The sequence below is a fragment of the Stutzerimonas stutzeri genome (assembly GCF_024448695.1).
Taxonomy (GTDB): domain Bacteria; phylum Pseudomonadota; class Gammaproteobacteria; order Pseudomonadales; family Pseudomonadaceae; genus Stutzerimonas; species Stutzerimonas stutzeri_T.
In genome coordinates, this window is the sequence record NZ_JAMOHY010000030.1 from 14,786 (window position 1) to 36,572 (window position 21,787).

The 21,787-nt window shown below is 63.1% G+C and carries 16 protein-coding genes; 9 read left to right on the forward strand and 7 right to left on the reverse strand.

Annotation, left to right across the window (positions count from 1 at the left end):
- Positions 1-135: 135 nt before the first annotated feature.
- From mscK to NAV32_RS15805, 3 genes are all read right to left on the reverse strand, one after another.
- Entirely contained in the window at positions 136-3,408 is a 3,273-nt protein-coding gene (gene mscK, locus NAV32_RS15795; RefSeq protein WP_256053755.1) for a mechanosensitive channel MscK, read from the reverse strand.
- A gap of 98 nt (positions 3,409-3,506) precedes the next feature.
- The gene (locus tag NAV32_RS15800; RefSeq protein ID WP_256053756.1) at positions 3,507-5,252 is read right to left on the reverse strand and encodes a potassium/proton antiporter; all 1,746 of its coding nucleotides are present in this window, start codon (positions 5,250-5,252) and stop codon (positions 3,507-3,509) included.
- Between the two features lie 133 nt (positions 5,253-5,385).
- Positions 5,386-7,188: an acyl-CoA dehydrogenase gene (locus tag NAV32_RS15805; protein WP_256053757.1), complete on the reverse strand. Its 1,803-nt coding sequence runs from the start codon at positions 7,186-7,188 to the stop codon at positions 5,386-5,388.
- 163 nt (positions 7,189-7,351) lie between these two features.
- Here NAV32_RS15805 and fni point away from each other — a divergent pair, with 163 nt between their 5' ends.
- On the forward strand, positions 7,352-8,389 hold the full coding sequence (fni, locus tag NAV32_RS15810) for a type 2 isopentenyl-diphosphate Delta-isomerase (protein WP_256053758.1): 1,038 nt from the start codon (positions 7,352-7,354) through the stop codon (positions 8,387-8,389).
- A 7-nt stretch (positions 8,390-8,396) separates the two neighbouring features.
- Here fni and NAV32_RS15815 read toward each other — a convergent pair whose 3' ends face one another.
- Positions 8,397-10,463, reverse strand: a complete 2,067-nt coding sequence (locus NAV32_RS15815; RefSeq protein ID WP_256053759.1) for a methyl-accepting chemotaxis protein — start codon at positions 10,461-10,463, stop codon at positions 8,397-8,399.
- 234 nt (positions 10,464-10,697) lie between these two features.
- Positions 10,698-11,741 (reverse strand): NAD(P)H-dependent flavin oxidoreductase, encoded by a 1,044-nt coding sequence (locus NAV32_RS15820; protein ID WP_256053760.1) that lies wholly within the window; start codon positions 11,739-11,741, stop codon positions 10,698-10,700.
- 136 nt (positions 11,742-11,877) lie between these two features.
- Between NAV32_RS15820 and NAV32_RS15825 the strand changes: the two genes are divergently transcribed.
- Positions 11,878-12,720, forward strand: a complete 843-nt coding sequence (locus NAV32_RS15825) for a 23S rRNA (adenine(2030)-N(6))-methyltransferase RlmJ (RefSeq protein WP_256053761.1) — start codon at positions 11,878-11,880, stop codon at positions 12,718-12,720.
- Between the two features lie 205 nt (positions 12,721-12,925).
- Here the strand turns inward: NAV32_RS15825 and NAV32_RS15830 are convergent, their stop codons facing one another.
- Entirely contained in the window at positions 12,926-13,900 is a 975-nt protein-coding gene (locus NAV32_RS15830) for a serine/threonine protein kinase (RefSeq protein ID WP_256053762.1), read from the reverse strand.
- Positions 13,901-13,983: 83 nt separating this feature from the next.
- Entirely contained in the window at positions 13,984-14,691 is a 708-nt protein-coding gene (locus NAV32_RS15835) for a ComF family protein (RefSeq protein WP_256053763.1), read from the reverse strand.
- Between the two features lie 82 nt (positions 14,692-14,773).
- Here NAV32_RS15835 and bioB point away from each other — a divergent pair, with 82 nt between their 5' ends.
- The 7 genes from bioB to NAV32_RS15870 all read left to right on the forward strand — a co-directional run bounded on the left by bioB (position 14,774) and on the right by NAV32_RS15870 (position 21,748).
- Complete coding sequence (bioB, locus tag NAV32_RS15840) at positions 14,774-15,829, forward strand: biotin synthase BioB (protein WP_256053764.1); 1,056 nt, start codon at positions 14,774-14,776, stop codon at positions 15,827-15,829.
- 120 nt (positions 15,830-15,949) lie between these two features.
- Positions 15,950-17,131, forward strand: coding sequence for an 8-amino-7-oxononanoate synthase (gene bioF, locus NAV32_RS15845; protein WP_256053765.1), 1,182 nt, complete (start codon positions 15,950-15,952; stop codon positions 17,129-17,131).
- Positions 17,124-17,846 carry an alpha/beta fold hydrolase gene (locus tag NAV32_RS15850; protein ID WP_256053766.1) on the forward strand — a complete coding sequence of 241 codons (723 nt, stop codon included), beginning with the start codon at positions 17,124-17,126 and terminating at the stop codon, positions 17,844-17,846. Before bioF ends, NAV32_RS15850 begins: the two co-directional genes overlap by 8 nt.
- Positions 17,843-18,652: a malonyl-ACP O-methyltransferase BioC gene (gene bioC / locus NAV32_RS15855; RefSeq protein WP_256053767.1), complete on the forward strand. Its 810-nt coding sequence runs from the start codon at positions 17,843-17,845 to the stop codon at positions 18,650-18,652. The genes NAV32_RS15850 and bioC overlap by 4 nt, the downstream gene beginning before the upstream one ends.
- Before the next feature lies 1 nt (position 18,653).
- Positions 18,654-19,334, forward strand: coding sequence for a dethiobiotin synthase (gene bioD, locus NAV32_RS15860; RefSeq protein ID WP_256053768.1), 681 nt, complete (start codon positions 18,654-18,656; stop codon positions 19,332-19,334).
- A gap of 111 nt (positions 19,335-19,445) precedes the next feature.
- Complete coding sequence (locus tag NAV32_RS15865; RefSeq protein WP_256053769.1) at positions 19,446-19,700, forward strand: hypothetical protein; 255 nt, start codon at positions 19,446-19,448, stop codon at positions 19,698-19,700.
- A gap of 242 nt (positions 19,701-19,942) precedes the next feature.
- Entirely contained in the window at positions 19,943-21,748 is a 1,806-nt protein-coding gene (locus tag NAV32_RS15870) for a phenylacyl-CoA dehydrogenase (protein ID WP_256053770.1), read from the forward strand.
- Positions 21,749-21,787 lie beyond the last annotated feature (39 nt).

The following is a 21,787-nucleotide window of genomic DNA, read 5'->3' on the forward strand; positions in this document are numbered from 1 at the left end:
GCAGTATGCAGGCTGGATTAGCTGAAGGCGTAATCCGACGCAGTTGAAGGCTGAAGACTAGCCGTCGCCGTAGGAACGGGCCATGCCCGCGAACCGATGTCCAACGCTGGCGTGGCCGCGAATGCCAAGGGCACGTCAGGCCTTATCGTCCCGGCTCTCCGGCAGCGCCAGCTCCTGGCCGGCACGGTTTTTCAGGTGCACATCCAGCTGGCGGAAGGCGATGGTGATGCCGCATTCACGGAATTCGCGGTCGACCCTGCGGTTGATTTCATCAATCACCGGGTTGCGGTCGGCCAGGTCGCGCACGTGCAGGCGCAGTTCGTGTTCCAGACGGCTGTCGCCAAAACTGAGGAAGAACACCTGGGGTTCGGGGTCTTTCAGCACGCGAGGGTTTTCCCGTGCGGCCTGGAACAGCAGTTCGCGCACCTGCTCGAGATCGGAGCCGAATTCCACGCCGATGCGGATGGTCACCCGCGTAACCGTATCGCTCAGCGACCAGTTGACCAACTGATCGGTGACGAATGTCTTGTTGGGGACAATGATTTCCTTGTGATCGAAATCGGTGATGGTGGTGGCACGAATGCGGATGCGGCTCACTGTGCCTGACAGGTTGCCGATGGTCACCACGTCACCGATGCGCACCGGCTTCTCGAACAGGATGATCAGGCCGGAGACGAAGTTGGCAAAGATTTCCTGCAGGCCGAAGCCCAGCCCTACCGAAAGCGCGGCGACCAGCCACTGCAGCTTGTCCCAGCTCACGCCCAGCGTCGAGAGCACCGAGACGATGCCGGTGCCTACCAGAGTGTAGGACAGCAGCGTGCCGGTGGCGTAGGCGCTGCCCGGCGCCAGGCGCAGGCGCGACAGAACCAGTACTTCCAGCAGGCCCGGCAGGTTGCGCGCCAGGATCAGGGTGATACCGCCGATGGCCAGGGCGCCGAGCAGGTCGTTGAGGCTGATGGCCGAAGTCGTGAGGGCATCGCCCGAGCCGCTGGTGAATTCGTACAGCGCGACATTATCGAGATAGGACACCACCGAAATCAGGTCCGACCAGACCCAGTACAGCGCCACCAGAAAGAGACCGAAAGTGGCCAGGCGGGTCAGGCGCAGTGATTGCTGATTGACTTGTTCGATATCCAGGTTGGGTTCTTCGATGTTTTCCGGGTGTTCGCTGGCACCTTCTTCCTCCGCCGCCTGGCGCCTGTCCATGGCCCGCTGGTAGGCCAGGCGGCGCGCGGCGATGGTCAGCGCGCGGACCAGCATGGACTCCAGAGCGATCCAGATCATCAGCAGGTAGAGGGTGTCGATCAGACGTTCGGTAAGTTTCAGCGCGGTGTAGTAGTAGCCCATGCCGACCACCACGATCAGCGCCAGTGGCAGCAGGCTGAACACCACGCCCAGAAACAGCCGGGCCGGTGGTGCGTTTTCACTGGACGGACCCCTCAGGAGGATGCGCATCAGGCGCCAGCTCATCAGTGCGTAGCAGCCGATAATGACCAGCAGCCCGAGTACGTCTTCGGCGAGGTTTGCCGGTTGCTGTTCGGCGATGCTGACGACCACGACCAAGACCAGCACCACCAGGCCGAGACGGCGGATTTCATTGCGCAGAAAGGCGACCTGCGGGTGCGACCAGCGGAAATGCAGTTCGGCCAGCCGTCCCGGCGAAAGCAGTCGATAGGCGGTGTAGAACACCAACCAGGCCTGCGCCATCTGGTACATCGCGGCGCTCAGCCCAAGGTTCTGGCCGCGTGCATCCATCTGCAGCAGATAGCCGCACAGGGCCAGGAACAGGGCGCCCGGCAATGCCAGCAGTATGTTCAGCAGCAACGCCAGGGGGGTGTGCTGCTGGCTGTCATTGCGAAAATGCCCGACATCCTGGCTGAGCTCATCGAGCTTGGTGTTGATCATCTTTCGCCGCCAGAGCAGCACGGCGATGGATAGCAGCAGTGGCAAGAAGAGCAGGGGACGCTCCTTCAGCCCGGCAGCCATCTGCGCCAGGGCCGAGTGCCAGCCGATGGTGCCCAGTTGCCGTTCCAGGCGTTGCGGAAAGCTGGTCAGCCAGCTGAAGTCCAGCGGCTTGTTGCTGGGAATCCAGAACATCTGTTCATCCAGCGTGGCGCTCAACGCGCTGGCAGTGTCGTGCAGCTGTTTCTGGTTCAGCTGCAGGGTGATGGATTCGTTGAGCAGCGCATTGAGTTCGCGGTTCAGGCGATCAAGCAGTTCGCTGCGGGTCTTGACCAGGTCGAGCAGGGCAGCGCGCACCTGGGGTGTTATCTGTTCCTCAGGCTGACCCACCAGCAACTGATCGACGTAGGTTTCCGGATTGCCGGCACGGTCGCGCGCCTGGTTCAGCTCGAACTGGTAGAGGCGCAGGTCGGCAATTTCGTCGGCGAGATTCCGGTCGAGCTTCACCTTGGGCAGGTTGAGCTTCTGCTGATAGAGGATTCTGGACAGCAGCAGGCTGCCTTCGAGTACGGCGATCTGCTCTTCCAGCGCCTTGTCGGCCTGGTTCAGTGTGTCGAGCTGCTGGCGTGCTTGCAGGTTCATCTGGTTGAGCAGATTGAGCCGCTCGGTGGCGCGCAGCAGGTAGTCGGAGAGTTTGAGGTTTTCGGCGCTTTCAGCCGCCACCAGCGTATCGGAGCCTGCCAGCTGCGCCCTGGCTGAGAGCTCGGCCACGGTCTGCTCGGACTCGGCGCGGCGCTTGGCGTTGATCAGGCCCTGCAATGCCTGGGTTTCCTGCTCGGCGCGGGCGATGCGCTCGGCGAGCAGGTTGCGTCGGGCCTTGCCAAGGTCCTGGAGCAGGTTGTTGCCTGTCAGCTCCTGACGGCGCAGTTCGATCTGGGCCTGCAGGGCCGAAATTTCCGCTTCGAACAGGCTGCGCTGTTCATCGCTGATCGCCTTGCCACTGTCCTGACCGCTCTTGAGGCGATTCTGCAGCGCCTGAATGCGCGATTGGCTGGTGCTGATCTGGGCCTGGGAACGCTCAGGCCGTGTCTGGGCAGTGATGATCAGGCTGTTGGCGTCGGTCAGCTGCTTGTTCCACTCGCTCAGCTCGGCAAGGCGCGTGGCCAGGCGCTGCTCCAGCGCTGTGACGCCCAGGGTTGCGAAGCGTTCGCTTGGCTCGGGTGCCGGGCCTGCCTTGAGCCGTGCCAGATCGCGCTGGGCGGTACTGATTTCCTGCGGCGCCTGGGCGAGCTGTTTCTGCAGGGTCGCGAGCTGCTGGCTGCGGGCGCTGGCCTGCTCGTCAAACTGCTTCACCTGGTCGGCCAGGCTGGGTTGCGCCGGTCTGGCTTCGCCTTCAGCCGCCTGCTGGCCACCGGTCAGGCTGTCGAGGGTTTGTGCCTGAAGCGTGCTGAAAATCTGCAGAAAGCTGACCAGAAGGGTCAGCAGAAAGGCGCGTGAAAAAGACATGTCTGCCGTCAAAGAGCTGAACGAGCGCTGAGTCTACGGGCTGCGCTGGGCGAGTGCGAGTCCGTCGGGGTCAAGGGGGATCAGCGTGCGACTGAAGGTCAGAACATCAGCTGCGGACCGGGCTTTTCCGCTTCGGGGAAGCGCAGGCCGACCTTGAGCACATCGTCGCCATCCATCTCGGCGATGGTCCAGATCAGCCCGTTCCATACCACCTGGTCGCCGACAACAGTGTGTTTGCTGATCTTGTCGGAGATGAACTGGCCAATCGGCTGATTGCCATCCACATCGCCAAGCTTGAGACCGTAAAGCATGGCAATGGCGCCCAGCTCGGCGTCGCCTTCGAGAATGAAGTCGCCGAAGAAGCGCATGTCCCGGCCACGTTGCGGCGCCTGACTGAACAGCTTGCCGAGCGCGGGCAGGTCGTCTTCGTGGCCGATGACGCAGAGGATGTCGTTCTCCTGCAGGCGGGTACTTCCGGACGGGTGGAGCAGGGCGTGGCCACGAAACAGGGCGGCGATGCGCGTGCCTGGTGGCATTTTCAGCTCGCGAAGCGCAGCGCCGATGCACCACTTCTTGGAGGTCAGGCGGTAGATGAAGAGTTCCCACTGGCTGGTGGTGTGGACTTGCAGGCCGGTACGGGAGATGGGTGCGGGGGCTGGCGGTACTTCAACCTTGGCTTTTTTTGCCGCCCAGCCGAGGGTGGTGCCCTGCAACAGCAGCGAGACCAGCACGATGAAGAAGGCGACGTTGAAAAACAGCTGGGCATTGTCGAGGCCGGCCACCAACGGGAACACCGCCAGAATCACCGGCACCGCGCCACGCAGGCCGATCCAGGAGATGAACAGCCGCTCGCGCAGTTTGAAGCCCTTGAAGGGCAACAGGCCGACAAACACCGACAGCGGGCGCGCGATGAGGATCATCCACAGCGACAGGAGCAGGGCGGGAACGGCAATCGGCAGCAGTTCGCTGGGCGTCAGCAGCAGGCCAAGCACCAGGAACATCCCGATCTGGCTGAGCCAGGCCAGGCCATCGAACATGTGCAGAATGCCATGACGGTTGCGAATGGGCCGGTTGCCCAGCATCAGGCCGCAGACATACACGGCGATGATGCCACTGCCGCCCACCGCGCCGGACAGGGCGAAGATCATGATGCCGCCGCTGACCGCCAGCAGGGGATAGAGGCCATCGGCTACGGAGAGGCGATTGATCAGCTGCAGCAGTAGCCAGCCGCCGGAGAGGCCGAGCAGGATGCCGATACCGAATTGCTGGATCAGGCTGACCAGCACGGTCCAGCTGAATGAGGTCTGCCCTGACGCAATCATGCTGATCAGGGTGACGGTGAGGAACATCGCCATCGGGTCGTTGCTGCCCGATTCGATCTCAAGGGTCGGGCCGACACGCTCGTTCAGGCCCTTGCCGTTGAGCAGGTTGAACACGACCGCAGCGTCCGTGGAGCCGACGATTGCACCGATCAGCAGGCCTTCGATCAGGCGCAGGTCGAACAGCCAGGTGGCGGCGACGCCGGTCATGCCTGCGGTGATCGCCACGCCGAAGGTAGCCAGTGACATCGAGGGCCAGAGCGCGACGCGGAAGGTGGCCTTGCGTGTTCGCATGCCGCCGTCGAGCAGAATGATCGCCAGCGCCAGGTTGCTGATGATAAAGGCGAGGCGGTAGTCCTCGAAGACGATTCCGCCGATGCCGTCGACCCCGGCCAGCATGCCGACACCGAGAAAGATGACCAGAATCGGCACGCCCAGACGTGCAGACAGGGAACTCATCAGGATACTGGCAGCAACCAACAGGGCACCGACTAAAAAAAGGTGGTTGATGTTGCCGACGTCCAAATGCAGCCTCCGCAAAAAGCAAGATTTCCCGGCAACTTATGCACGGGACATGCCAGCGATTCTAACCCGATGATTTGACGGACTGTCAAAAAAAATGCCTCTTGGACAAGAGGCATTCATGCGCGTCAGTAAATCAGAACCAACTGCTGTTCATCGTTAGACAGGTATCGTCACGCGCCTCCAGCAGGGCCAGTTCTTGTCTGCAGCCCGGCACTTCCCAGGTCAGAAAGTAACGAGCGGCCTGCAGCTTGCCTCTGTAAAAGTCGCTGTCTGCTTCTTTGCCCCCAGCCAGGCCGTGCTCTGCATGGATCGCCTGCTCCAGCCAGCGCCAGCCGATCACCGCATGGCCGAATACCTTCAGGTACAGCGCCGAATTGGCCAGGGTCTGATTGACCCTGCCTGCCATCAGGTCGCCGAGCAGCGTCTGCGTCACGCGAGTCAGATGCGCAATATGCTGCTCGAGAGGCTGGCGCAGAGGCGTCAGCGTTTCATGTGCACTCCCACGTTCGCAACAGTCCTGAATCAGCCCGAGCAGCTGGCGCAGACCCGCGCCCTTGTTCTGCATCAGCTTGCGGCCCAGCAGGTCCAGCGACTGGATGCCGTGGGTGCCTTCATGGATCGGGTTGAGGCGGTTGTCGCGGTAGTACTGCTCCACCGGGTATTCGCGGGTGTAGCCATGGCCGCCGAGAATCTGGATGGCCAGCTCGTTGGCCTTGAGGCAGAACTCCGAGGGCCAGGACTTGACGATGGGCGTGAGCAGATCGAGCAGCTCGCCGGCATCGCGACGTTCCTGTTCGCTGTCGGCGGTCTGCTGGTCATCCGTCAGACGCGCCGCGTACAGGCCGAGATCGAAGGCGCCTTCGACGTAGGCCTTCTGCATCAGCAGCATGCGCTTGACGTCGGTGTGCTCGATGATCGGCACCTGCGCTGAGGCTGGGTCCTTGTCGTCCGGCAGGCGGCCCTGGGGGCGCTCGCGGGCGTAGTTCAGTGAATAGAGGTAGCCGGCGTAGCCGAGCATGATCGCGCCCATGCCGACGCCGATGCGCGCCTCGTTCATCATCTGGAACATGTAGGTCAGGCCCTTGTGCGGCTCGCCTACCAGATAACCGATGCACGCGCCGTTGTCGCCAAAGTTCAGCGCCGTGCTGGTGGTGCCGCGCCAGCCCATCTTGTGGAACAGGCCGGCGAGCAGCACGTCATTGCGCGGGCCCAGGCTGCCATCGTCGTTGACCATGAACTTCGGCACGATGAACAGGCTGATGCCCTTCACGCCGGGCGGTGCGTCCGGCAGTTTGCCCAGCACCATGTGCACGATGTTTTCCGACAGCGGATGGTCGCCGCCGGAGATGAAGATCTTGTTGCCCTTGAGGCGATAGCTGCCGTCGCCGACCGGTTCGGCGCGGGTGCGGATGTCCGACAGCGAGGAGCCGGCATGCGGTTCGGTGAGCGCCATGGTGCCGAAGAAACGGCCTTCTATCATCGGCTGCAGGAAGCGCTGCTTCTGCTCCTCGGAGCCGAAAGCCTCGATCAGGTGCGCCGCGCCCATGGTCAACATCGGATAGGAGCTGGTGGCGATATTGGCCGACTGGAAATGTGCGAAACAGGCCCGCGACAGCAGATTCGGCAGTTGCATGCCGCCATCGTCGAAGCTGCGCTGGGCGTTGTGAAAGCCCGCCTCGATAAAGGCATCCACTGCTGGCTTGATTTCAGGGATCAGCACGGCTTCACCGTTCAGGTACTGCGGCTCATGCTCGTCGGATGTGCGGTTGTGCGGCGCGAAGTACTTCTCGGCGATGTGGCGGGCCGTTCCAAGGGCCGCATCGAAAGTTTCGCGGTTGTGGTCGGCAAAGCGCTCGCGCCGGGTCAGCGTTTCGGCGTCCAGCACTTCATAGAGCTCGAAGGCGAGGTTGCGCGGGCAGAGCAGCGTTTCGGACATGGATATGACCTCCGGTTTTATGCCCGGAGTCTACGAAGCAGCGTCTTGCGGGGACAGCACCATCTATTCGCGTGATGGCAGCACCTAACAGGCCCTTGGCCCTTTGTCAGGGAACTTCTGGCATCCTGCGTGCGCTCCAAACTGACAAAGGGGGAAGCAGCGCATGAGCGAAACCGAACTGACGACGCGCAAGAACCAGCATCTGGATATCGTTCTGGCGTCACAGCGCGCCAGGCCGGTTGTCGCCAGTGGTTTCGAATGCCTGCATTTCGAGCATTGCGCACTGCCGGAGCTGGATCTGGCGGCGGTGGATCTTTCCACCTCCCTGTTCGGCAAGCCGCTGGCAGCGCCGCTGCTGATCAGTTCGATGACCGGTGGCGCGCAGCGCGCCGAAGCGATCAATCATCACCTTGCCGAGGCCGCCGAGGAATTGGGCATCGCCCTGGCGGTGGGCTCGCAGCGGGTTGCGCTGGAGCGGGGCGGTGACGGCACGGGCTTGACGCGGGAATTGCGACGGCTGGCGCCGAGCGTGCCGCTGCTGGGCAATATCGGTGCGGCGCAGCTGGTGCAGGGTTATGGCGTGGATCAGGCGCGCCGGGCGCTGGAAATGATCGACGCTGATGCGCTGATCATTCATCTCAATCCGCTGCAGGAGGCGGTGCAGAATCGAGGTGATCGCAACTGGTGCGGCGTGCTGAGTGCCATCGAGCGCCTGGCTGCTGTATTGGAAGCGCCGCTGGTGGTCAAGGAAGTCGGTTCGGGACTGTCGGCGCGGGTTGCCCGACAACTCCTGGATGCCGGGGTTGCGGTACTTGATGTGGCCGGCGCCGGGGGCACCAATTGGGCGGCGGTCGAGAGCGAACGGGCCGTCAATGCCCATCAGCGCGGCGTGGCCGAAGCCTTCGCCAACTGGGGGATTCCCACCGCGCAGGCGATTGCCTCGGTGCGTCAGGCCTGCCCCGATGCGATCCTGATCGGCTCTGGCGGCATCGCCAATGGCATTGACGCGGCCAAGGCGATCCGTCTCGGCGCCAATCTGGTCGGCCAGGCCGCCGCCGTACTGGAGAGCGCGCTGATTTCCAGCGAGGCCGTGGTGGAGCACTTTCGGGTCCTGACCGAGCAGTTGCGGATCGTTTGCTTCTGCACCGGTTCGGCGAATCTGGCTGAGCTGGCGCAGACGCCCTTGCTGCGCACTCCCTGAGTATTGATCAGGCCGCCTGCACGCGGAACTGCCCCACCAGTTGCTTCAGGCGCAACATGCTCTGCCTGATTTCCCTCGCAGCACTGACTGTCTCGCTGGCTGCTCGGGTGCTTTCTTCGGCGATGAGCTCGATCTCCGAGATGCTGCGATCCATGTCGGTGGTCACGCAGGTCTGCTCTTCGGCTGCGGTGGCGATCTGTGCCGTCATCTGGTTGATGGTTTCGGCGGATGAAACGATGCGCAGCAGCGCGCTGCCGGACTCCCTGGTCAAGGCGACACTGGCATCGGCCTCCTGCTGGCTGCGCTCCATCGTCTCGACTGCCTGATGCGCCTGGCCCTGTAGCAGGCTGATCATGGCGTTGATTTCCTCGGTGGATTGGCCAACCCGCGTGGCCAGGCTGCGCACTTCGTCGGCAACCACGGCGAAACCGCGTCCATGCTCGCCGGCCCGGGCAGCCTCGATGGCGGCATTGAGCGCCAGCAGGTTGGTTTGCTCGGCGACGCTGTTGATCACTTTCAGAATCACGCTGATCTGGCTGCTGTCCGTCTGCAGGTCGCGTATGGTCTGGGCCGCCTGACCGATTTCGTGCACCAGCTGATCGATGCTGTTGGCGGTGTTCTGCACCACGTCACGACCGCTGCGGGCCTGGATGTCGGTTTCCTGGGAGGCTTGCGCTGCCAGGCTGGTATTGCCGGCCACTTCCTGTACCGCTGCGGCAATTTCGGTCATGGCCGCTGCTACCTGGGCGATGGCATCACGCTGTCGGCTGACGCCCATTTCGGTCTGCGTGGCTGCGGCTGCTACCTGCTCGGTGCCGCTGCTGACCGTGGCCGCTGCTTCGTTCACTGCCTCGATAATGTTGCCGAAGCGCTCCAGCATGGCGTTGTAGGCGCGACCAAGTTGAGCCAGCTCATCACGCCCTGCTTCGTCCAGACGAAGGCTGAGGTCGTTGTTGCGCTCTGCCTGCTGAATGGAAACCACCGACCGCTGCAGGCGTGTGCAAATCGCCCTTACCAGCAGGAACAGGGCCGCAGTGATCAGCAGGACGCCGGCACTCATCAGGATGGAAACCCAGAAGCCGCGCAGCGCTTCATCATTGGCCCGGGAAGCATCGGTCGCCGCACTGGCGCTGATGGCCTGACCGAAGGCGAGCAGGCTGTCGATGGCGGCCGTGGCGGCTTCCAGCCACTGCTGGTCGGTTATCGGGTAATCGCCCGTGGTGCCAGCGACATGGACCTGGTTGCGCAGGCGCTCGAAGTCGCGGATAAAGCTTTTTTCCAGCGTTTCCCAGGCATTTGAAATGGCCGGGTTCGCCTCGCTGGCCAGAAACGGCAGCCCCACTTCCCTGAGGTATGCCAGCTGGGCATCGACCACACTGCGGTTGCTCAGCAGGCTTTCCCGGGCCGCTGCATCCAGGGGTTGGCGACGGGCGATGATCACGGCCAACTGCGCGCGCTCGCGACCGGCGTATTCCGATGCCAGCCAGATCGACTGCTTGAGTTCGGTGTTCTTGAACGCGGCGTTGGCAAGCGGCGTGTTGGGTAGAAAGGCGTCATTGCGCAAGCGCGCTCCGGCGGAAATCAACGCTGACATTGCTCCGACCCAGTGAGTAACCTCCACGGTGTTGCCCGTTTCACGTGCGTCGATCCGCTGGCGAAGATGTTCAACGCTGTCCCGGGTGCGCTGGACGTTGGCGACGCTCTGCCCGAGCCGCTGTACGGCCCAGCCGCTTTCCATCAGCTCGCTGGCGAGGCTGAGTGCCCGCGACAGGGCCTCATTCCCTTTCTGGCGTGCCTCGCGAATCTGCGCCCGTGACGCCTCGTTGCGCCCGGTCGCTGCGTCGTTGCCCAGCAGGCCTGCCGTGAACCCGCGTTCCTTGGCCTGTTCGGCGGCGGCTTCCAGCAGGCTGTCCGACATCAGGTTGGCAGTCCGGTAGGCCTGCGCCTGCTGTGCCTGCGGCCAGTAGACGAATGCCAGTTGCCAGAGGAGCACAGTCAACAGCAGTGTCGAAATGAAGAGGATCGGAATGATCAGCGAAACGCGCAGCGGGAGTTGCCGGATGATGTTTGCCATGCTCGATGTTCCACTGTCTTGTTGTGGTTATGGGTGTTCTCGAACGGCCTCCAAGTGTCGCAATGGACCAGCAGATCGAACCGGTCCACAGGCGAGAGCAGGCCTTCGGCCCCGCGGGTGGCGAGCCGAAGGCAAACATTGATCAGGTGATGGCCATCTGCCTTGACTGTGGTCAAGTCTGGCTGCTGTGGCCTGGCAGGCCTGTTCGTTGGCTGAACAGGCCGTGTGCAGCTGTCAGCGGGTCCAGCCGCTCGCCAGCTCACGGGTCAGCTGCGCCGCCGGAATTTCGCGACAGCCGCTGGCGTTCTGCCCAGCCCACAATGGCGTGCAGTGATCCAGCTCGAGGCTTTCTGTCTTTTGCCGCAGTGCACTGATGGCATTGCCGGCCAGCGGGAAGTCCGGTATGCCTTCGGGCAACGGGCCGAGTTCACGCATGAGGCGGTTGAGGATGCCGCGTGCCGGGCGTCCGGTGAACAGCGTAGTCAGCGCCGTGTGCCGCGCGCGCGGGCTTTTCAGCGCGGCACGGTGCAGGGCATTGGTGCGGCTTTCCGGACACAGCAGGTAGGCGGTGCCGAGCTGCGCGCCAGCGGCGCCCAGGGCCTGGGCTGCAGCGACACCCTTGGCATCGGCGATACCCCCGGCGGCTATTACCGGAACATCCAGCGCTTCGACCAGCTGCGGCAGCAGGGCGAAGGTGCCGAGCTGGGTGGTCAGGTCTTCGTTGAGAAAGATCCCGCGATGGCCGCCGGCTTCCAGTCCCTGGGCGATCACCAGGTCGACACCGTGCTGCTGCAGCCAGAGGCCTTCTTCGAGGGTGGTGGCGCTGGAGGCGATCTTCGCTCCGGTGGCGCGGGCGCGCTGCAGCAGTTCGGCTGATGGCAGGCCGAAGTGGAAGCTGACCACTGCCGGGTGATGGCGCTCCAGCACGTCCGCCATCGCGCTATCGAACGGCTGGCGGGTCGGGCCGCTGGGGATGTGAGCCGGGTCGATGCCGAATTCGGCGAACCAGGACGCCAGCAGTTCGTGCCAGGCCTCGATGCGCGACGGGTCGCTGGTTGGCGTCTGGTGGCAGAAGAAATTGACGTTGTAGGGACGCTCGGTCAGCGCCTCGATGGCGCTCAGTTCGGCTTCCAGCGTCTGGGAATCGAGCATGCCCGCGGGAATCGAGCCCAGGCCGCCGGCTTCGCAGACCGCAGCAGCCAGCAGGTGATTCTGCGCACCTGCCATGGGCGCCTGGATGATGGGCAGCTCGGTGCCAAGAAGGTTACGCAGATCCATGGGTCAGCTCCGTTCAGTCGTCTTGTAGAGTGGTTACTGTAGTTCGTGACCGGCATGGGAGAAACGACGTTGGTCATCATCGTTCTGCACAGTTCTGGACAGCACGGTAAACTGCGCGGCTCTTGAGGAGCGCCCGATGAATTACCGCCACGCCTTCCATGCCGGCAACCATGCCGATGTGTTCAAACACCTGGTCTTGAGCAGGATATTTGCCCTGCTGTCACGCAAGGAGGCGCCGTTTGCCTACCTCGACAGCCATGCCGGCGTTGGTCTTTACGACCTGGCAGGCGATCAGGCGAGCCGTACCGGCGAGTGGTTGCAGGGCATCGAGCGTATCTGGCGGGCCGAAGACAGGCCAGCGCTGCTCGATGATTACCTTGGCGTGGTGCGTGCACTTAATCCCGATGGCGCATTGCGTTACTACCCCGGCTCGCCGGAGCTGGCGCGACAACTGACGCGTGAACAGGATCACCTGCAGCTCAATGAAAAGCATCCCGAGGATGGCCGCCTGCTGAAGGACAACATGGCCGACGAGCGTGTCGCCGTGCATCTGGGTGAAGGCTGGCACGTGCCGCGCGCGTTGATGCCGACACGGGAAAAGCGCGTGGTGCTGCTGATCGATCCGCCCTTCGAGCAGGCCGACGAGCTCAGCCGCTGCGTGACGGCACTCAAGGAAGCGCTGGGCCGCATGCGCCAGACCATCGGCGTGATCTGGTACCCGATCAAGGACGAACGCCAGCTCCGGCGCTTTTATCAGGACCTGTCACGCAGCGGCGCGCCAAAGCTGCTGCGCGCCGAACTGTTCGTCCATCCCACCGACGAAGCCCTGCGTCTTAACGGTTCCGGGCTGGCCATCAGCAACCCGCCATGGGGGCTGGAAGAGGAGTTGCGCGAGCTGCTGCCCTGGCTGGCCGAGCAGCTGGCGCAGAGCGAAGGCGGATGGCGGCTGGACTGGTTGATTGAGGAGAAGCAGGCGTAAGCCTGAAGCCGCTGCTTCGCGAAAGTAGAGTGGGCTTCGCGCACAACAAAGCCGGCACGTGGTGTTCCCACTGTAGCCGCAACGCCTTTTGGCCCCGGTCATACAAGGGTGGATCCCGCTTCATCGTTCCACCGCAAGGCACCCGGAAGGCAAAGGTGGATGTAAAAAGCGACATCCACCCTACGCAAGCCGACTTGTTCGGGATCTAGAACAACTTCAACGGCTCTTCCTGCAGCGCTGACATCTGTTCCCGCAGGATCAACACCTGATCGCCCCAGTAGCGTTCGCTGCCGAACCAGGGAAAGCTCATCGGGAAGGCCGGGTCGTCCCAGCGGCGGGCCAGCCAGGCGCTGTAGTGCAGCAGGCGCAGGGCTCGCAGGGCTTCGATCAGCGGCAGTTCGCGCGGGGTGAAATCGTGGAATTCGTTATAGCCATCGACCAGTTCCGACAGCTGCCCGAGGCGCTCGTGGCGCTCACCGGCGAGCATCATCCAGATGTCCTGCACCGAAGGTCCCATGCGGCAGTCATCCAGATCGACCAGATAAAAGGCATCGTCGCGGGCAAGAATGTTGCCAGGGTGACAGTCGCCATGCAGGCGAATCGGCTGGAACTCCGTCTGCGCAAACACGTCTTCGACCCGCTTGAGCAAGTCGCGCGCCACCGACTCGTAAGCCGGTAGCAGGCTTTTCGGAACGTAGTTGCCCTCGAGCAGAGTATTCAGCGAGGCATGGCCGAAATTTTCCACGTTCAGGGATTCGCGATGCTCGAACGGACGGCTGGCACTGACCGCATGCATGCGTCCGAGCAACTGGCCCAGGCGATAGAGTTGATCGAGATTGCCCGGCTCTGGCGCCCGACCGCCACGACGCGGAAACAGTGCAAAGCGAAAGCCGGCGTGCTCGAACAGTGTCTGACCGTCACGCGACAAGGGCGCTACCAGTGGGATTTCCCGGTCCGCCAACTCCTGGCTGAACTGGTGCTCTTCCAGAATGGCCTCGTTGCTCCAGCGTCCGGGGCGGTAAAACTTGGCGATCAGCGGGGTCCCGTCCTCGATGCCGACCTGATAAACCCGGTTTTCGTAACTGTTCAACGCCAGCACGCGCGCATCGCTGATATAGCCGGCACTTTCCACGGCATCGAGCACAAGGTCCGGCGTGAGTGTGTCGAAAGGATGGCTCATGGGCGGCTCCGCGAATGGGCCGATCAGTGTATTGCACCGGGGGTTTTAAACAACCGGCGCAGTCCTGATGAGCCGCGGCAGGCCTAATCTCCCGGCTTCGGTGTGCGCGCCAGGCAGTAGATATCCACCCGCGTCGCGCCGGCCCGTTTCAGCAGGCGAGCCAGCGCTTCGGCCGTGGCGCCGGTGGTGAGAACGTCATCAATGATCGCCCAATGTTGGCCGCGTAGCGGTTGCGGATCAGGGAGGGCGAAGGCGCGGCGCAGGTTGCGGTGTCGCGCAGCGGCGTCCAGCTGCTGCTGGGAGGGCGTGTCATGGATACGTTGCAGCAGGTCGTTGCGTACAGGGATCTCCAGAACAGGGCTCAACCAGTCGGCCAGCATGGTCGCCTGGTTGAAACCGCGCTGGCGCAGCCGCTTGTGCGCCAGAGGCACCGGCAGCAGGGCGCTCGGGCGGGGGAGGCCTTCATCGAAGGCGTGCAGCAGGTGCCGCGCCAGCTGCTCGGCAAGCAGTCGTCCGAACGGCCAGCGCGACTGGTGCTTGAAACGGGTAATCAGGCTGTCTACGGGAAAGTCGAAGCGCCAGGGTGTGGCCACATGATCGAACGCAGGTGGACGTTTCAGGCATTGGCCGCAGGTCATGCCGGCTGCGGGCAGTGGCAGTGCACAGATGGAGCATTGTCCACCGAGCCACGGCAGATCAGCCTCGCAGGCGGAGCAAAGCGAGTGATCGCCTTCGCAGCGTTCATCGCAGAGCGGGCAGAAGTGTTCGATTTTTAACCAGTTGTAAACCATGATTCCTTTCCTGGTTGACAGTGTCTTCGGCTTGGCTAACCATTTCGCTTCCGTGCCAAACCCTATGTACAAGGAATGCCCCATGAGCGCCACTGCCGCTTGCGCCACGCGTCACGACTGGAGCCTCGCCGAGGTCAGGGCGCTCTTCGAGCAGCCCTTCAACGATCTGCTGTTCCAGGCGCAAGGCGTGCATCGCCAGCACTTCGATGCCAACCGCGTGCAGGTCTCCACCCTGCTGTCGATCAAGACCGGCGCCTGCCCGGAAGACTGCAAATATTGCCCGCAGTCCGGCCACTACAACACCGGTCTGGATAAAGAAAAGCTGATGGAAGTGCAGAAAGTGCTGGAGGCGGCGGCGGAAGCCAAGGCCATCGGCTCAACGCGCTTCTGCATGGGCGCCGCCTGGAAACATCCGTCCGCCAAGGACATGCCCTATGTGTTGAAGATGGTCGAAGGGGTGAAGGCGCTGGGTCTGGAAACCTGCATGACCCTCGGCAAGCTTGACCAGGAGCAGACGCGCGCGCTGGCCGCTGCAGGGCTCGACTACTACAACCACAACCTGGATACCTCGCCGGAGTTCTACGGCAACATCATCACCACACGCACCTATGGCGACCGTCTGGAGACGCTGAGCTACGTGCGCGACGCGGGGATGAAGATCTGTTCCGGCGGTATCCTCGGCATGGGCGAGTCGCTGGATGACCGTGCCGGCCTGCTGATCCAGCTGGCCAACCTGCCTGAGCATCCGGAGTCGGTGCCGATCAATATGCTGGTCAAGGTCAAGGGCACGCCGCTGGCCGAGGAACAAGACGTCGATCCGTTCGACTTCATCCGCATGCTCGCCGTGGCGCGGATCATGATGCCTAAATCCCATGTGCGCCTGTCCGCTGGTCGTGAGCAGATGAACGAGCAGATGCAGGCCCTGGCCTTCCTCGCGGGCGCCAACTCGATCTTCTATGGCGAGAAGCTGCTGACCACCACCAACCCCCAGGCCGACAAGGACATGCAGCTGTTCAAGCGCCTTGGCATCCAGCCCGAGGAGCGCCACGAACACGCCGACGAGGTTCATCAGGCCGCCATCGAGCAGGCGCTGATCGAGCAGCGCGATTCCAAGCTGTTCTACAACGCAGCGGTCTGATGGTCCGTTCGGTGGATGGATAAAGCGCCAGCTGCGCGCCCCGATCCACCCTACGCCAGCCCAACCTTTTCATAGGGTGGATAATCCGCTTGCGGTTATCCACCTGTTTGCGGTGTTCCCATGAGCTTCGATCTCGCTTCCCGCCTGGCCGCCCGCCACGCCGAGCATCTCTATCGCCAGCGCCCGCTGTTGCAGAGTCCGCAACAGCCCGAAGTGATGGTCGATGGCGAACGGCTGCTGGCCTTCTGTTCCAACGATTACCTGGGCCTGGCCAATCACCCCGAGGTGGTCGCCGCGATGCAGCAGGGTTCGGCGAAGTGGGGCGTCGGCGGGGGTGCCTCGCACCTGGTGATCGGCCACAGCACACCGCACCATGAGCTGGAAGAGGCATTGGCCGAGTTCACCGGAAGGCCGCGTGCACTGCTGTTTTCCACGGGATACATGGCCAACCTCGCGACCGTCACCGCGCTGGTGGGGCAGGGCGATACGGTACTTGAAGATCGTATCAACCACGCTTCGCTACTGGATGCCGGACTGCTTAGCGGCGCGCGTTTCTCGCGCTATTTGCACAACGATTCCGAGAGCCTGGCCAAGCGCCTGGAGAAGGCCTGCGGCAATACGCTGGTGGTCACTGACGGCGTGTTCAGCATGGACGGCGACCTGGCCGACCTGCCGGCGATCTGCGCCGAAGCGAAGCAGCGAGACGCCTGGGTGATGGTCGATGACGCCCACGGTTTCGGCCCGCTGGGCGCCACCGGTGGCGGTATCGTCGAGCATTTCGGCCTGGGCATCGACGACGTCCCGGTGCTGGTCGGCACCCTGGGCAAAGCCTTCGGCACGGCAGGGGCCTTCGTTGCGGGTAGCGAGGAGCTGATCGAAACGCTGATTCAGTTTGCCCGGCCCTACATCTACACTACCAGCCAGCCACCGGCGGTCGCCTGCGCGACGCTGAAAAGCCTGGAGTTGCTGCGCAGCGAGCACTGGCGGCGCGAGCATCTGAATCGCCTGATCGCCCGTTTCCGCCAGGGGGCCGCCGAGATCGGTCTGAGCCTGATTGACAGCCCGACGCCAATCCAGCCGATTCTGATCGGCAGCAGCGAACGTGCGCTGGCGTTGTCCGCTGCGCTCAAGGCACGCGGCATTCTGGTTGGCGCGATTCGCCCGCCCACGGTGCCGGTCGGCAGTGCGCGACTGCGTGTCACCTTCAGTGCGTCGCATGGCGAGGCGCAGGTGGAACATCTGCTGGAAGTCCTGGCCGAATGCTGGACTCGATTGGCCGAGGAGCCAGAAGAACATGCGTGATCAGCTGATTTTGTTGCCCGGCTGGGCGTTCGGTGCGGCGGCCCTGCAGCCGCTGTGCGAGGCACTGAACCAGCATGCGCCACATCTTGAGACAAGCATCGAGCCGTTGCCGGAGCTGGCTGATGCCAGCGCCTGGCTGGATGAGCTGGATCGCCGCCTGCCCCGCGATGCCTGGCTCGCCGGCTGGTCGCTGGGCGGCATGTTGGCGACCGAATTGGCTGCGCGGCGTGTCGATGACTGCCCCGGCCTGATCACCCTCGCCAGCAATCCCTGTTTTCGTGCCCGTCCGCAGTGGCCCGAGGCGATGCCGGCGGATATTTTCGATGCCTTTCAGGAAGCCTTCCGGCTCGACCCCGAGCAAACGCTCAAGCGTTTTCGTTCACTCTGCAGCCGTGGCGGCTTCGATCCGCGCACGCTTGCCCGGCAACTGCAGGTCAGTCAGGCGCAACTGCCTGTCGAGGTGCTGGATGCGGGTCTGCAACTGCTGGCGCAACTGGATGGCCGGGATGCACTGCATGGCTACTTCGGGCCGCAACTGCATGTGTTTGCCGAGGGCGATGCACTGGTGCCGGTGACCGCCGTTGCGGCGCTGCGCAACTGGATGCCCGGCGTCAACCTCGCGGTGCTGGCTGATGCCAGCCATGCGTTGCCGCTGGAGTACGCCGATGAGCTGGCAGCACGCATGGTCGCCTTCATTGAAGGACGTGGCGCATGAACGATGTTGTGGCAGATGTTGCATCGGCCTTGCCGGACAAGCGCCGCGTCGCCGCTTCGTTTTCCCGTGCTGCCGCCAGCTATGACGCCGTGGCCGAACTGCAACGCAGAGTCGGCAATAGTCTGATCGAGCACCTGCCGGAGGACCTGCAACCTGCGCGCTGGCTCGATCTCGGCAGCGGTACCGGCTATTTCTCGCGCCGTCTGGCGCAGCGTTTTGCGCAGTGCGAAGGTGTGGCGCTGGATATCGCCGAAGGCATGCTGCGGCATGCCGCACCGCAGGGCGGTGCGGCTTCGTTCGTGGCGGGGGATGCCGAAAACCTGCCGCTGCGCAGCGCCTCGGTTGATCTGATCTTCTCCAGCCTGGCCCTGCAATGGTGCGAAAACTTTGCCGCCGTGCTGGCCGAGGCCGAGCGCGTGCTTCGTCCTGGCGGCGTCTTCGCCTTTAGCAGCCTGTGCAGCGGCACCCTGCAAGAGCTGCGCGACAGCTGGCAGGCGGTGGACGGTTTCGCCCACGTCAATCGCTTTCGGACAATCGAAACCTACCAGAACCTGTGCGTCGGCAGCGGCCTGAAGCTGACAAGCATCGAGGTGCAGCCTCAGGTGCTGCATTTTGTCGAGTTGCGCCAGCTGACTCACGAACTTAAGGCGCTGGGCGCGCACAACCTCAATCCCGGACGGCCCGAGGGGCTCACCGGCCCTGCCCGCATCCGCGCGCTGATCGAGGCCTACGAGCAGTTGCGCACGCCATCCGGTCTGCCGGCCACCTATCAGGTGGTGTATGGCGTGCTGCGCAAGGAATCCTGAAATGGCTGCGGCTTTCTTCGTCACTGGCACCGATACCGAAGTTGGCAAGACCACCATCGCCGCTGGTTTGCTGCATGCCGCGCGGCGGGCGGGGCTCAGCACCGCGGCGGCAAAACCTGTCGCCTCCGGCTGCGAAATGACTGCCGGCGGATTGCGCAACAGTGATGCGCTGGCACTGCTGGCCGAATGCACGCTGCCGATGCGTTATGAACAGGTCAATCCCTTTGCTTTCGAGCCGGCTATTGCGCCCCATCTGGCCGCACGCGAAGCCGGCGTCGAGCTGAGTGCCGAGCGGCTGGCCGAACCTGTCAGGCGAATGCTGGCGTTGCAGGCGGATTTCTCGCTGGTGGAAGGCGCGGGCGGCTGGCGCGTGCCACTGGCGGGCCGCGAGAACCTGTCCGACCTTGCGCTGTTGCTTGGGCTGCCGGTGATTCTGGTGGTGGGCGTGCGCCTGGGTTGCATCAACCACGCACTGCTCAGCGCCGAAGCCATCGAGCGCGATGGCTTGCGGCTCGCTGGCTGGGTTGCCAATATCGTCGACCCGGCGACGTCACGCCTGGATGAGAACCTTGCGACACTGGGCGAGCGCCTGGCTGCACCTTGCCTGGGGCGAGTGCCGCGTTTACCGGTAGCCAACGCCGCTGAGGTCGCGTGCTTGCTTGATCTGGAGCGGCTGCGCTGATCAGTTCTTCGACACCTGGCTATAACAACGCGTTCGTTATAGCCAGGTGTCGCTGGCGCCAGACCGCAGTCTCTGCTTCAATGATGGCCAGCTGATTGCAGGAGCTGCATCATGGAAATCAACAGTCTCATCTCATCCGGTCTTGGTGCCTTTCAGGCCGGACAACAGCGTATCGATGAGGCCGGCGCGGCGATTGCCGGTGCCAGCCTGCCTGCTGCTGACAATTCCCAGGTTGTCGCTGAAGTGGTGGAGCTAACCGAGCAACTCGTGCAGATGAAAGTCGGCGAACACGCAGCCAATGCCGGTGTGCGAATGATTCAGAGTGCCGACGAGGTGCTCGGGACCCTGATCAACACCCTCGCCTGATCTGCTGGCCGTTCTGGCCAGTTGTCGATGCCCGTTCCGGGCTCTCTCTCGTGCTTTGTTTACTGATTGAACAGAATGCCGCTACGGTGTTCCGATCACGGCTTGACATCGCTCAGGCCGAAACGTATGTTTCAAACGCCTGTTTGATCCGCTGCGTGCATTGCCGAGCGGTCAGAATCCCATCCAGGGCTGGCTGGTCGCCCGGTCGCCTGAACAAAGAACTCACCGCTGAGGTTTACGCTATGCCCGACTACAAGGCCCCCTTGCGCGATATCCGCTTCGTACGTGATGAGCTGCTCGGCTACGAGGCGCATTACCAGAGCCTGCCGGGTTGTGAAGATGCCACCCCGGACATGGTCAACGCGATTCTTGATGAAGGCGCCAAGTTCTGCGAACAGGTCATCGCGCCACTGAATCGCGTAGGCGATATGGAAGGCTGTACCTGGAGCGAGACAGGTGTGAAGACGCCGAGCGGCTTCAAGGAAGCCTATCAACAGTTTGTTGAAGGCGGCTGGCCGAGCCTGGCCCACGACGTCGAGCACGGCGGTCAGGGGCTGCCAGAGTCGTTGGGCATGGCCATCAGCGAAATGATCGGTGAAGCCAACTGGTCCTGGGGCATGTACCCCGGCCTGTCCCATGGCGCCATGAATACTCTGCACGAACACGGCACTCCCGAGCAGCAGCAGACCTATCTGACCAAGCTGGTTTCCGGCGAATGGACCGGCACCATGTGCCTGACCGAGCCGCATTGCGGCACCGACCTGGGCATGCTGCGCACCAAGGCAGAGCCGCAGGCCGATGGCAGCTACAAGGTCAGCGGTACCAAGATCTTCATCTCCGCGGGCGAACACGACATGGCCGACAACATCGTCCATATCGTGCTGGCCCGCCTGCCCGATGCGCCGGAAGGCACCAAGGGTATTTCGCTGTTCATCGTGCCCAAGTTCCTGCCGAACGCCGACGGCGGCGTGGGCGAGCGCAATGGTGTGTCCTGCGGCTCTCTGGAACACAAGATGGGCATCCATGGCAACGCGACCTGCGTGATGAACTTCGACAGCGCCACCGGCTTCCTGATCGGACCGCCGAACAAGGGCCTGAACTGCATGTTCACCTTCATGAACACCGCACGTCTGGGTACCGCACTGCAAGGCCTGGCCCATGCAGAGATCGGTTTCCAGGGCGGCATCAAGTACGCTCGCGAGCGTCTGCAGATGCGTTCGCTGACCGGCCCGAAGGCGCCCGAGAAGGCTGCCGATCCGATCATCGTCCATCCCGATGTACGCCGCATGCTGCTGACCATGAAAGCCTTCGCCGAAGGCAACCGTGCGATGCTCTACTTCGCCTCCAAGCAGGTCGACATCTCCCAGCGCAGCCAGGACGAAGAGCAGCGCAAGGCGGCTGACGCCATGCTCGCGTTCCTGACTCCGATCGCCAAGGCGTTCATGACGGAAGTGGGTTTCGAGGCTGCCAACCATGGCGTGCAGGTCTACGGTGGTCATGGCTTCATCGCCGAGTGGGGCATGGAGCAGAACGTGCGTGACAGCCGCATCTCCTGCCTGTACGAAGGCACCACTGGTATTCAGGCACTCGACCTGCTTGGTCGCAAGGTGCTGATGACTCAGGGTGAAGCGCTGAAGGGCTTCACCAAGGTGGTGCACAAGTTCTGCCAGGCCAACGAAGGCAATGAATCGATCAAGCAGTTCGTTGAGCCGCTGGCCAAGCTGAACAAGGAATGGGGCGACCTGACCATGAAGGTCGGCATGGCCGCCATGAAGAACCGTGAGGAAGTCGGTGCCGCTTCGGTGGATTACCTGATGTACTGCGGTTACGCCTGCCTGGCCTACTTCTGGGCAGACATGGCGCGTGTGGCATCCGAGAAGATCGCCGCCGGCGAAGACAGCGATGGTTTCTACACCGCCAAGGTGCAGACGGCGCGCTTCTACTTCCAGCGTATTCTGCCGCGCACACGTACACATGTGGAAACCATGCTTTCCGGTGCCGACAACCTGATGGACATGGACGAAGCCCACTTCGAACTGGCCTACTAAGTCCGGTTGCGCCATAAAGAACCGCTGCCCTGGCAGCGG

What these genes read in the sequence shown, in the direction of transcription:
- mscK (WP_256053755.1), bottom strand. Translation starts at nt 3,408, where the DNA reads ATGTCTTTTTCACGCGCCTTTCTGCTGACCCTTCTGGTCAGCTTTCTG.
- bioC (WP_256053767.1), top strand. Translation starts at nt 17,843, where the DNA reads ATGAACGATGTTGTGGCAGATGTTGCATCGGCCTTGCCGGACAAGCGC.
- NAV32_RS15850 (WP_256053766.1), top strand. Translation starts at nt 17,124, where the DNA reads ATGCGTGATCAGCTGATTTTGTTGCCCGGCTGGGCGTTCGGTGCGGCG.
- NAV32_RS15820 (WP_256053760.1), bottom strand. Translation starts at nt 11,741, where the DNA reads ATGGATCTGCGTAACCTTCTTGGCACCGAGCTGCCCATCATCCAGGCG.
- NAV32_RS15835 (WP_256053763.1), bottom strand. Translation starts at nt 14,691, where the DNA reads ATGGTTTACAACTGGTTAAAAATCGAACACTTCTGCCCGCTCTGCGAT.
- NAV32_RS15805 (WP_256053757.1), bottom strand. Translation starts at nt 7,188, where the DNA reads ATGTCCGAAACGCTGCTCTGCCCGCGCAACCTCGCCTTCGAGCTCTAT.
- NAV32_RS15815 (WP_256053759.1), bottom strand. Translation starts at nt 10,463, where the DNA reads ATGGCAAACATCATCCGGCAACTCCCGCTGCGCGTTTCGCTGATCATT.
- NAV32_RS15825 (WP_256053761.1), top strand. Translation starts at nt 11,878, where the DNA reads ATGAATTACCGCCACGCCTTCCATGCCGGCAACCATGCCGATGTGTTC.
- bioF (WP_256053765.1), top strand. Translation starts at nt 15,950, where the DNA reads ATGAGCTTCGATCTCGCTTCCCGCCTGGCCGCCCGCCACGCCGAGCAT.
- NAV32_RS15830 (WP_256053762.1), bottom strand. Translation starts at nt 13,900, where the DNA reads ATGAGCCATCCTTTCGACACACTCACGCCGGACCTTGTGCTCGATGCC.
- bioD (WP_256053768.1), top strand. Translation starts at nt 18,654, where the DNA reads ATGGCTGCGGCTTTCTTCGTCACTGGCACCGATACCGAAGTTGGCAAG.
- NAV32_RS15870 (WP_256053770.1), top strand. Translation starts at nt 19,943, where the DNA reads ATGCCCGACTACAAGGCCCCCTTGCGCGATATCCGCTTCGTACGTGAT.
- bioB (WP_256053764.1), top strand. Translation starts at nt 14,774, where the DNA reads ATGAGCGCCACTGCCGCTTGCGCCACGCGTCACGACTGGAGCCTCGCC.
- NAV32_RS15865 (WP_256053769.1), top strand. Translation starts at nt 19,446, where the DNA reads ATGGAAATCAACAGTCTCATCTCATCCGGTCTTGGTGCCTTTCAGGCC.
- fni (WP_256053758.1), top strand. Translation starts at nt 7,352, where the DNA reads ATGAGCGAAACCGAACTGACGACGCGCAAGAACCAGCATCTGGATATC.